The 10,202-nt window shown below is 65.8% G+C and carries 10 protein-coding genes, 1 tRNA gene and 1 pseudogene; 5 read left to right on the top strand and 7 right to left on the bottom strand.

Features of this window, described 5'->3' with window-relative positions; genetic code table 11:
* Positions 1 to 115, top strand: a pseudogene (locus tag MT490_RS06420) (IS5/IS1182 family transposase); the annotation flags it as partial.
* A 161-nt stretch (positions 116 to 276) separates the two neighbouring features.
* On the opposite strand, the gene MT490_RS06415 reads toward MT490_RS06420, so the two are convergent.
* The 5 genes from MT490_RS06415 to MT490_RS06395 all read right to left on the bottom strand — a co-directional run bounded on the left by MT490_RS06415 (position 277) and on the right by MT490_RS06395 (position 4,063).
* Positions 277 to 447, bottom strand: coding sequence for a hypothetical protein (locus MT490_RS06415; RefSeq protein ID WP_297385321.1), 171 nt, complete (start codon positions 445 to 447; stop codon positions 277 to 279).
* Positions 448 to 761: 314 nt separating this feature from the next.
* On the bottom strand, positions 762 to 1,037 hold the full coding sequence (locus MT490_RS06410) for a hypothetical protein (RefSeq protein ID WP_297385319.1): 276 nt from the start codon (positions 1,035 to 1,037) through the stop codon (positions 762 to 764).
* 96 nt (positions 1,038 to 1,133) lie between these two features.
* On the bottom strand, positions 1,134 to 2,210 hold the full coding sequence (locus tag MT490_RS06405) for a class I SAM-dependent DNA methyltransferase (RefSeq protein WP_297385317.1): 1,077 nt from the start codon (positions 2,208 to 2,210) through the stop codon (positions 1,134 to 1,136).
* A gap of 64 nt (positions 2,211 to 2,274) precedes the next feature.
* Positions 2,275 to 3,945 carry a hypothetical protein gene (locus MT490_RS06400; protein WP_297385316.1) on the bottom strand — a complete coding sequence of 557 codons (1,671 nt, stop codon included), beginning with the start codon at positions 3,943 to 3,945 and terminating at the stop codon, positions 2,275 to 2,277.
* 31 nt (positions 3,946 to 3,976) lie between these two features.
* Positions 3,977 to 4,063 (bottom strand) — tRNA-Tyr (locus tag MT490_RS06395).
* Positions 4,064 to 4,184: 121 nt separating this feature from the next.
* Here MT490_RS06395 and MT490_RS06390 point away from each other — a divergent pair.
* Entirely contained in the window at positions 4,185 to 5,798 is a 1,614-nt protein-coding gene (locus MT490_RS06390; protein WP_297385315.1) for a M20/M25/M40 family metallo-hydrolase, read from the top strand.
* Positions 5,798 to 6,544, top strand: coding sequence for a 23S rRNA (guanosine(2251)-2'-O)-methyltransferase RlmB (gene rlmB / locus MT490_RS06385; RefSeq protein WP_297385314.1), 747 nt, complete (start codon positions 5,798 to 5,800; stop codon positions 6,542 to 6,544). Before MT490_RS06390 ends, rlmB begins: the two co-directional genes overlap by 1 nt.
* 139 nt (positions 6,545 to 6,683) lie before the next feature.
* Here rlmB and MT490_RS06380 read toward each other — a convergent pair whose 3' ends face one another.
* The gene (locus tag MT490_RS06380) at positions 6,684 to 7,001 is read right to left on the bottom strand and encodes a 2Fe-2S iron-sulfur cluster-binding protein (RefSeq protein WP_297385312.1); all 318 of its coding nucleotides are present in this window, start codon (positions 6,999 to 7,001) and stop codon (positions 6,684 to 6,686) included.
* Positions 7,002 to 7,064: 63 nt separating this feature from the next.
* On the opposite strand from MT490_RS06380, the gene MT490_RS06375 reads away from it, so the two are divergent.
* Positions 7,065 to 7,688: a DNA-3-methyladenine glycosylase 2 family protein gene (locus MT490_RS06375; RefSeq protein ID WP_297385310.1), complete on the top strand. Its 624-nt coding sequence runs from the start codon at positions 7,065 to 7,067 to the stop codon at positions 7,686 to 7,688.
* A 201-nt stretch (positions 7,689 to 7,889) separates the two neighbouring features.
* Here MT490_RS06375 and MT490_RS06370 read toward each other — a convergent pair whose 3' ends face one another.
* On the bottom strand, positions 7,890 to 8,765 hold the full coding sequence (locus tag MT490_RS06370; RefSeq protein WP_297385308.1) for an ROK family protein: 876 nt from the start codon (positions 8,763 to 8,765) through the stop codon (positions 7,890 to 7,892).
* 138 nt (positions 8,766 to 8,903) lie between these two features.
* On the opposite strand from MT490_RS06370, the gene MT490_RS06365 reads away from it, so the two are divergent.
* On the top strand, positions 8,904 to 9,938 hold the full coding sequence (locus MT490_RS06365; protein WP_297385306.1) for an aldo/keto reductase: 1,035 nt from the start codon (positions 8,904 to 8,906) through the stop codon (positions 9,936 to 9,938).
* Positions 9,939 to 10,202 lie beyond the last annotated feature (264 nt).

Below are 10,202 nucleotides of genomic sequence, written 5' to 3'. Positions count from 1 at the left end.
CAAAAACGCCCGGAGGCTGGCAACCCGCTACGACAAAACCGCCGACAGCTACCTAGGCTTCATCCACATCGTCTCAATCCGCCTGTGGACCCGCCAATTTGTCAACGCCTCCTAGACCTTCTCGCAGTAGGCGTCCGAAAATCGAAGGTCAATCCTATTGGGACACTTTTGACGTTCCATGCTGGTGTCCGGTTTGGGTATACCTCAATGGAACGATGCCTCTGGACGGGCGTGGCCCGGCTGGGCAATCTCAACTGTATGCTCGATGATCAACCGCTAGGCCCCTTCACGAACCATCAGGTGCTGGACGAACTTGCCCATCGCTTCTTCAGGCAGTTCTCTCGAACCGAATACGCTCTCAAGACCGTCGGTCACCTGAAGAGGGCCGACGGGGCGGCGGAGGCAGATTGGAAAGAGTTCGGCGACACGATTGATCAGGCCGTCCAAGCGCTCCTTCCTGAGCACAATGACCTGTGGGAGGCGCGCGACTACTTGCTAAACACGCCGCCAAAGAAACAAATCGTGAGGGCCCGCCAACTGCGGTGGGACGACAGCAAACCCGATGCCAAGACCGAAACTGCACTGCTGCTGCAATATGTCTGCCGCGTCCGGAACAACCTCTTTCACGGAGGCAAGTTCAACGGGCAGTGGTTCGACCCTGCCCGAGGGCGCGGGACTCGTCTTCGAGGCCCTGTTGGATCTCGAAGAGATCAACGTCAGAAATCATTCTTGTCCTGGATTTGTAGATGGAAGCGAAAGCGCTACGCGGCTTGGGCGGTATCCCCGTCAGGCCCGTCGTCGCGGTTCCGCAGAGCCTCGTAGAGTTGCCCGGGGCCAAGCAGAATGTCCTTTAGCCCCGCGCGGACCTTGTCCGACCCGAGCGCCTGCTGGCTCATCTTCTGATGCGCGTCGAGCGCGTCGATGATCGCGTTCAGCAGCTCATTGTCCAGCGTCGGAGAGGCGGCGAACTGCGCCTTGCTGTTATTCATCGCCTGCGTCGCGAGTTCCCCCGACTCCAGCAGCTTACCCTTGATCACCTCGTTGACGTACCGTTCAAGAACAACACCAGATCGATGCAATTCTCATTCGCCAAGCTGTAGCGCACTTGGCGCACCACCCGCAGACGGTTGGCTTCAAAACGCGCCACAATGTCGGGGTTCATCCGCATTGAGGACGATACCAAAGCGGCAGCCGCCTTCTGTGGCCAATCGCATCTTTGAGAGCATATGCATCAAAAACAGCAGCGAGCCATCCGACACGCGGGGAAGGCCAGGGCCGAACCGGCCGTTGAAGCCCTGCTGCTCATGTTCGCGTCGAACTTCCTTCTCGACCTTCTTCCACTCGACTCCGAAGGGCGGATTAGCGAGCATGTAGTCGAAGGTTTGGCCGGGATGGCCATCGGCCGACAGCGTGTTGCCAAAAGCAATGTTCGAGACGTCTTGTCCCTTGATGAGCATGTCCGCCTTGCAGATGGCGTAGGACTCGGGGTTCAGCTCTTGCCCGGAGATAGTGAGCCGGGCGCCGGGATTGAGCTCAGCCAGATGCTCTTCGGCTACCGACAGCATACCGCCGGTGCCCGCCGTGGGATCGTAGATGGTTCGAACGACACCCGGCTTCGCCAGTACGTCGTCATCCTCGACGAACAGCAGGTTGACCATCAGCGAGATCACTTCGCGTGGGGTGAAGTGGTCGCCTGCGGTCTCGTTTGAGGCTTCGGCGAACTTCCGGATAAGCTCCTCGAACACCAGACCCATCTGGCTGTTCGGTACCTTGTCCGGATGCAGTTCGATCCCGGCGAACTTCTCGGTTGCGAGGAACAGCAGCTTCGCGCGGGCCAGCTTGTCGATCTGGTTGTGGAACTCGAACTTCTCGAAGATGTCCCGCACCTCGGTCGAGAACCCCTGCAGGTAGGAGGTGAGGTTCGCCGCAATGTTGTCGGGGTCACCCAAGAGCTTCTGTAGGTCCAGCGGCGAGGTATTGAAGAAGCTCGTACCGGCCTTGCGGCGTAGGAACGGCTCGGGGTTCAACCCGGCCTTCGACCGCAGCTCCAGCTCGGCCAGCACGTTCGCCTTGGTCGGCTCTAAGACGCAGTCGAGACGCCGCAAAACCGTGAAGGGCAGGATCACCGAACCGTAGTCCGCCGGCTTGTAGTCGCCGCGCAGCAGGTCGGCCACGGACCAGATGAAAGCCGACAGCGCTTGATGATTCATGCTGATAATATCCCCTTAGCGCCTGATAGGTCCCGACAGTACCGCTCGGCAAGCGGAGAAGCTTTTAGGCGGCAGGAGAGGCTTCAGACGCATGGGTGGTGCCCAGTCCAACATTGTAGCGGGGCAGCTTCTCCACCGCGGCGCGCAGCGTAGCGAGCGGCTGCTTGCCGTACTTCTCGCCCTCGTTACGAGGGACGTGACCTTGGATCGCGTCCCGCTCCTCGGCCGGAATACCGACAGAACGCGCCACGGTTTTGAACCGATGCCGCCAACCGTGGTTCGGCTGCGGCGTGGTCACGCCAAGGCCCCTCACCCATTCTGCCAGCTTCGACGCTCGCTGCTTCGGCAATGGGTTGACCTTCGAACCACCCCCCTCCGGCACATCATGGAATAGGGGCGTCGGATCGCCTGCCTTCGCGAGCCCGAGAACGCCCTGTTCGATCAGATGCGAATGGATCGGGACCGAACGCGCCTTACTGTCCTTCGTGCTGCCTGCCTCTGGCGTAATGCGAAAGACCCACACGCCGTCCTCATCGCGGATGTCCATCGCCCGCATCTGCGTGATCTCGCCCACTCGCGCGCCCGTGTAGGCGCAAATCCACGGCACCCAACGTCGAGCCAGCTTGTGACGCTCCGAAACTGCGCCGTGGGAAGGCGCTAGGGTCGCCCTGAGGATCGTCTCAGCCGCTTCGTTGCTGTGATCCTTGTCCCGCGTCTCGATAGCCTTGGGCGCACGCACCTTCAGGCCGGTGGCCGGGTTGGCGGGGATAAGCTCGTCCTCGAAGGCGATCCCCAAGGCGACCCTGACGGCAGGCACATAGCTGTCGGTGATCGTCTTCTTGGCCAAGCCTCTGGCGACCAACGCCTCCACCCATCGGTTTAGGTCACCGCGCGTGACCCGCGTTGCATCGTCGTGCCCGAGGTGCTCGACGAAGTTACAAACCTGCGGACGCCACTTGCTGACGGTGCGGAGATTGGCCGACCCCGACTTGCCGTAGCGCTCAAATAAGTCGGTGATCGAGACGGCGGCCTTTGGGACCTTCGGTGCGCGGCTAGGGGTCGCTTGAGCTGGCGTCGGAATGGTCACGTCCGGTGCTGGCAGCGCAATCAGCACGGGGTCAACGCCGTGATCGCCGGTAGCGCGACGCTGAAGGCGATCAAACAAAGCGAGGTACAACTCTCCCAGCTCGTTGAGCAACATCGCCGCGCTGTCATCGGTCACGCACATCTCACGGGACGCCAACAACTCGTCGCGCGCCCCAATCAACTCCGGCCCAGCAAGGTGGCGCACCTCACCCGTCTCTGTGTCGTATTCCTCAGCAAACAGGTTCTCGCGGGTCGCCTGCCAGTCGGGTTCTCCCCAGCCGTCCAGCGGCTTCAGCGCATCTTCCCAGTCCGCGCTCACCTGCTCCCGATACCACTCACCCGCCAAGGCTTTGGCCTGTTGCCGAGTAAGCCGTACCGTTCCCGCCAGCCGCTGCTTGTGGAGGTCGATGTCGGTTTCGATCTTCGCTCGCCAAGCAAGATAACCCGCCAGCGCCTGTTCTTGCGTGAGGTGAGCGGGCCAGCTCGTCTTCTCTTCGCGCTTGCCGTAGGATTCGCGGATCGCTTCGGGGATTTCTTTGCGGGCCTTCCAGAGCCCGGTCGTCGATCTCTTCAAGCTCAAGCGTGCAACACCCATTCCGTACCAGCCTTCCGTACCACATTGGGCGGAAGAACCGTGGAAAATCATCATCCTGCTGAGAAGAAACGCCTTCTGCAGCGGCTGGTGGACAGGGCTGGATTCGAACCAGCGTACGGGAAACCCGGGCAGATTTACAGTCTGCTGCCTTTAACCACTCGGCCACCTGTCCTTGGTGCCGCTGTGAAGCGAGGGCGGTCCAATGCCGAAGCGACCCCGGCCTGTCAACGCCTTGCGCGCGAACTCCGTGCCGCATAGCGTCGCGCGCAACCCTCCAGTCAATCAGGAGTCCCATGCGCACAGCCGCCGCACTCGCCGCCCTTGTCCTCGCCGCCTCCCCGCTCGCCGCCCAGTCGGTCGATCGCGCGGAAGTGAACCGCATCCTCGACGAAGGCTTCAACCGCTCCGAAGTGATGCTCACCGTCCAGCATCTCACCGACCATATCGGTCCGCGGCTCACCAACTCGCCCGGCATGCGCGCCGCCGAGGACTGGACCGCGTCCAGGTTCCGCGACTGGGGCCTGAAGAACGTCCACAAGGAAGGCTTCGATTTCGGCCGCGGCTGGTGGATCGAGCGGTCGAGCGCGCGCATGGTCAGCCCGCGCCCGATCACGCTCACTGCGATCCCGATCGCCTGGACCCCGGCCACGCCGGGCAGGATCAGCGCGCCGGTGATCGTCGCGCCGATGAAGGAGGAGCGCCATTTCGAGCGCTATCGCGGCAAGCTCGCCGGCAAGATCGTGATGGTCACTCTGCCCGACGACGGCTCCGAGCCGACCGATCCCGCCTTCAAGCGGCTGGGCGGCGACGACCTGTCGAAGCTCGACGTCTACGAGCAGCCCAAATACGACCCCGAGGCGAGCGACCGCCGGATGAAACGGCTCGAATATGCCGCCAAGCTCGATGCCTTCCTCAAGGCCGAGGGCGCGGCCGCCTATGCGACCATGTCGTATCGCGACGGCAAGCTCGTCCATGGCGCCGGCTATCTGTTCGGCAGCGGCGAGACCCAGCAGGTCCCCGGCGTCGAGATCGCCGCGGAGGATTATCGCCGGCTCGCGCGCCTCGCCAAGCAGGGCCCGGCGCCGGTGGTCGAGCTCGAGAATGTCGTCCATTTCGTCGACACCGACACCAAGGCGTACAACGTCATCGCCGACATCCCGGGCAGCGATCCCTCGGGCGTCTATGTCATGGCCGGCGCGCATCTCGACAGCTGGGCCGCGGGCGACGGCGCGGTCGACAATGGCGCGGGCGTGGCGATGGTGATGGAGGCCGCGCGCATCCTCCAGGCGATGGGGGTCAAGCCCAAGCGCACGATTCGCTTCGCGCTCTGGGCGGGCGAGGAGCAGGGGCTGCTCGGCTCGATGGACTATGTCGAGCGGCATGTCGCGACGCGTGCGCGCAAGCCGGGCGGACCGGCGACGGGCCTCGCGCGCTTCTATGGCTGGGCCAATCGCTGGCCGATCGTGCGTCAGCCGGGCTATGACAAGCTCGCCGCCTATTTCAACATCGACAATGGCTCGGGCAAGCTGCGCGGCATCTATGCCGAGAATAACGGCGCGGTGGTGCCGACCTTCCGCGACTGGTTCGCCCCGTTCAATTCGCTGGGCGCCAGCACCGTCGCGATCCGCAAGACCGGGGGCACCGACCATGTCTTCTTCTCGGCGGTGGGCATCCCGGCGTTCCAGTTCATCCAGGATCCGCTCGACTATGGCAGCCGCCTGCACCATACCAACATCGACACCTTCGATCACATCAAGGCTGCCGACATGCGCCAGGGCGCGGCGATCCTCGCGAGCTTCCTCCTCAACGCGGCCAATGCCGACAAGCCCTTGCCGCGCCTGCCCTTCCCCACCGAGCCCAGCGTGACCGATCCGTTCGCCTGGCCCGATCCGAACGATCTCGACTGATGGCGCGCAGAGGTCATCGCCCGAGCCAGGCACCGGCATCGCGGCCGCGCTTCTACGGGCGGCACGCGGTGCTGGCGGCGCTCGCCAATCCCGAGCGCAACGTCCGGAAGCTCTGGGGCACGCGCGAGGCGCTGGCGGCGCTCGACATTCCGCCGGTGATCCCGATCACCTATGCCGACGCCGCCGATCTCGGCCGGCTCGTGCCGGGGGACGCGCCGCACCAGGGGCTCGTCGCCGAAGTCGATCCGCTCGAGGAAATCTGGCTGGGCGACCTGCTCCAGCAGGGCGAGGGCGACCAGCGGCCTTTGGTGGTGCTCGACCAGGTCACCGATCCGCACAATGTCGGCGCGGTGCTGCGCTCGGCGGCGGCGTTCGATGCGCTCGGCATCGTCACCCAGGACCGCCACGCGCCGCCCGAATCGGGCGCGCTCGCCCGCGCCGCCTCGGGCACGCTCGAAACGGTGCCCTGGGTCCGCGTGGTCAATCTCGCCCGCGCGCTCGAGGAGATCGCCGAGGCCGGCTTCTGGCGGATCGGCCTCACCGGCCATGCCAAGGGCACGCTCGCCCAAGTGATGGGCGAGGGCCGCATCGCCCTGGTGCTCGGCGCCGAGGGCGAAGGCATGCGCCAGAATACCGAGGCGCATTGCGACGAGCTGGCGAAGCTGCCGATCTCGCCCAAGGTGGAGAGTTTGAACGTATCGAACGCCGCCGCGGTCGCGCTCTACGCCATCGCTGTGAGGGGGTGAGGCGCCTTATCCTCCCCCGCCAGGGGGAGGTGGCATGCGCAGCATGACGGAGGGGGAGGAAGCACGACGGCCAGCGGGTCGCCCACCTCCCCCTCCGTCGCCTTCGGCGACACCTCCCCCTGGCGGGGGAGGATAGAAGTTAGTCCTCCGCCGCGATCGTCACCTTCAACCCGTCCAGCGCGTCGGTGAACGGGATCTGGCACGACAGGCGCGAGCGTTCGTCGCGGTCCGACGAGCTGTCGAGCAGGTCGTTCTCGTCCTCGCTCATCGGCGGAAGTTTGGCCGCAAATTCCGGATCGACATGGACATGGCAGGTCGCGCAACTGCAGCAGCCGCCGCAGATCGCAAGCAGTTCGTCGAAGCCGTTGTCGCGGATCACTTCCATCACGCTGAGGCCCGCATCGCCCATGACTTCGCGTTCTTCCCCATCCCTGGTCACGACGATAAGCTTGGGCATGCAATTCTCCTTGGCCGGCCATTCCCATGCCGCCGAAATCCCCTCGTTTCAAGGATACCGGCCATGGGCCTGAGCGAAAGCCAGATCAAAGAATCGATCGACGCACTCGCCCTCGTCGAGCCCGCCTTCGCCGCCGCGCTCGAGCGTGCGGGCTATCCGGCGCCGCGCATCCGCGATCGCGGCTATGAGACCTTGCTGCGCACGATCGTCGGCCAGCAGGTCAGCGTCGCCGCGGCGCAATCGATCTGGAACAAGCTCGCCGCGGGCCTCGGCGACCTGACCGATCCGGACAATGTCGCGAAGGCGTCGGACGAGGAACTGCGCGCCGCCGGCCTCTCGCGGCAGAAAGCGAATTATGCCCGCAGCCTCGCCGACGAAGTGACGAGCGGCCGGCTCGACCTCGCCAACCTGCCGCAAGACGACGAGGAGGCGATCGCCGCGCTCACGCATATCAAGGGCATCGGCCGCTGGTCCGCGGAGATCTACCTGCTCTTCGCGGAGGGCCGCCCCGACATCTGGCCCGCGGGCGACCTGGCGGTGCAGATCGAGATCGGCCGCATCCTCGGCCATGCCGAGCGCCCGTCCGAGAAGCTGCTGCGGCAATGGTCCGCCCCCTGGAGCCCGCACCGCGGCGCCGCGGCGATCTTCGCGTGGCATCACTACAAGATCGACATGGAGGTGATTTGAGGAGGGTGCGGCTATCGACCCATTTGCGGATATCAAGCCCCTCCCCTTCAGGGGAGGGGTTGGGGGTGGGGCCTGTCCGTCTCACCGAGACCTTTCGCCTGCCGCACTGCCCCACCCCAACCCCTCCCCTGAAGGGGAGGGGCTAAGAAGGGCCGCTAGCCACCAATAACGGTCGCGCAGCGCATTCGAAACCATCAGCCTTCAGTCCAGCCCCACCGCCAGCGCCCCCAGCGGCCCCGCCATCGCCCCCAGCCCCGGCGGGCCCAGCCTCTCCTCGAGCTCCCCGGCATAGGAAGCCAGCGAGCCATAGCCGCCCAGGCTCTCCGCCAGCCGGGCGCGCAGGCGCGGGAAGAGATGCGCGCGCGCGGTGATCACGCCGCCGCCGATCGCGATCCGCTCGGGCGCCGCGGTGACCACGAGGTTGTGGAGCAGCCCGCCGAGATCGTGGACGAACAGGTCCCATTGCGGGCCGTCGTGGGGCAGATCCTTGCCCGGGCAACCGAAGCGCTCGGCGAGCGCGGGGCCGGAGATCAGCCCCTCGACGCAATCGCCGTGGAAGCGGCACCAGCCGGCATAATCGTCGCCCGGCGCGCGGGGGACGCGCATGTGCCCGGCCTCGCCATGCGCGACGCCCTGCACCGGCCGGCCGCCGGCGATCAGCCCGACCCCGACCCCGGTGCCGATGGTGATATAGGCGTGCGTCGCCAGCCCCTGCGCCGCGCCCCAGCGCCCCTCGGCCAGCGCCGCGCCATTGACGTCGGTCTGGAAGCCGATCGGCTTGGCGTAGCGGCGTTCGAGCCGCCGGACGAGATCGGTGCCGGTCCAGCCCGGCTTGGTGGTGGCGGTGATCGCGCCATAATCCGGTGCGCCGGTGTCAAGCTGGAGCGGGCCGAAGCTGGCCACGCCGATCGCATCGAACTCCCAGCCGTCGAGCGCCGCCTCGATCGCGGCGAGGGTCGTGCCCGGATCGGTCGTCGGGATCGTCAGCTGCGCGCGCACGTCCGCCGGGCCGGTGCCCAGCAGCGCGATGCATTTGGTGCCGCCGAGCTCGATCCCGGCAATCAACGGTCCCGTCATTCCCATGCCTTCTCGCTAGCCCAGTCGGGGAAGCGGGGGAAACCCGGAGGTTTCCGTAGGCAAAAACGCGTCGCACCATTGCCGATGCGCCGGGGCGACCACATCTGCGGGGCGCAACCGCATCCCCGGAGATTTCCCATGCGCTACAACCAGCTCGGCCGCACCGGCCTGATCGTCTCCGAACTCTGCCTCGGCACGATGACCTTCGGCGGCAGCGGTGGGAGCATGTGGGGGGCGATCGGCCAGCTCGAGCAGGGCGAAGCCGACGCGCTGGTCAAGGCCGCGCTCGATGCCGGGATCAACTTCCTCGACACCGCCAACGTCTATGCCGAGGGCCGTTCCGAGCTGATCCTCGGCCAGTCGCTCAAGTCGCTGGGCATCAAGCGCGAGGAAGTGACGATCGCCACCAAGGTGCTGGGGCGGATGCATCCGGGGCCCAACGGCGCCGGCGCGTCGCGCGGGCACATCCACGACCAGGTCGCAGCCAGCCTCGAACGGCTCCAGACCGACCATATCGACCTCTACCAGATCCACGGCTTCGACGCCGCCACGCCGATCGAGGAGACGCTCTACGCGCTCGACAGCCTCGTCCGCCGCGGAATGGTCCGCTATATCGGCCTGTCCAACTGGGCGGCGTGGCAGGTCATGAAGGCGGTCGGCATCGCCGCGGCCGAGCGCTACGCGCCGATCGCCTCGCTCCAGGCCTATTACACGCTCGCCGGGCGCGATCTCGAGCGCGAGATGATCCCGATGCTCCGGTCCGAGGGCGTCGGGCTGATGGTGTGGAGCCCGCTCGCCGGCGGCTTCCTGTCGGGCAAATATGGCCGCGAGGGCGAAGGCGAGGGCCGGCGCGCCAATTTCGATTTCCCTCCGGTCGACAAGGAACGCGGCTATGCCGTGATCGACGTGCTGCGCGAGCTCGCTGCGGCGAAGGGCCATTCGGTCGCGCAGCTCGCGCTCGCCTGGCTGCTCCACCAGCCCGCGGTGTCGAGCGTGATCCTGGGCGCCAAGCGGCCCGACCAGCTCGCGGACAATCTCGGCGCAGTCGACGTCGCCTTCACCGCCGACGAGCTGGCGCGGCTCGACGCGGTGAGCGCACTGCCGGCGGAATATCCGGGCTGGATGATCGAGCGGCAAGGCGGCTATCGCGGCGCGCCTTCACCGCGGCGTTAGTTACGCGCACCTCCCGCTAGCTCAGGGTCGACTCCTTCTTTCCTCTCCCGGTGGGAGAGGTAGCGGAGCTTGGCAGCTTGCTGCCTAGCGTAGCTTGGTGAGGGGTTCCGGGACCATCGATAGGGTGAAACCCCTCACCCAGCTTCGACTAGGACGAATCGACATTCAAAATCCTCCCCCGCCAGGGGGAGGTGGCGCCGAAGGCGTCGGAGGGGGAGGTAAATAGCACCCTCTCCAATGGAGTGCAGTGCTTCCGCCCCCTCC

The sequence above is a fragment of the Sphingomonas sp. genome (genome assembly GCF_026460985.1).
Taxonomy (GTDB): Bacteria; Pseudomonadota; Alphaproteobacteria; order Sphingomonadales; family Sphingomonadaceae; genus Sphingomonas.
This window is presented reverse-complemented; position numbering and strand designations above follow the sequence as displayed.

Coding starts and splice junctions, on each gene's coding strand:
- MT490_RS06405 (WP_297385317.1), bottom strand. CDS start 2,210: ATGAATCATCAAGCGCTGTCGGCTTTCATCTGGTCCGTGGCCGACCTG.
- MT490_RS06400 (WP_297385316.1), bottom strand. CDS start 3,945: ATGATGATTTTCCACGGTTCTTCCGCCCAATGTGGTACGGAAGGCTGG.
- MT490_RS06390 (WP_297385315.1), top strand. CDS start 4,185: ATGCGCACAGCCGCCGCACTCGCCGCCCTTGTCCTCGCCGCCTCCCCG.
- rlmB (WP_297385314.1), top strand. CDS start 5,798: ATGGCGCGCAGAGGTCATCGCCCGAGCCAGGCACCGGCATCGCGGCCG.
- MT490_RS06380 (WP_297385312.1), bottom strand. CDS start 7,001: ATGCCCAAGCTTATCGTCGTGACCAGGGATGGGGAAGAACGCGAAGTC.
- MT490_RS06375 (WP_297385310.1), top strand. CDS start 7,065: ATGGGCCTGAGCGAAAGCCAGATCAAAGAATCGATCGACGCACTCGCC.
- MT490_RS06370 (WP_297385308.1), bottom strand. CDS start 8,765: ATGACGGGACCGTTGATTGCCGGGATCGAGCTCGGCGGCACCAAATGC.
- MT490_RS06365 (WP_297385306.1), top strand. CDS start 8,904: ATGCGCTACAACCAGCTCGGCCGCACCGGCCTGATCGTCTCCGAACTC.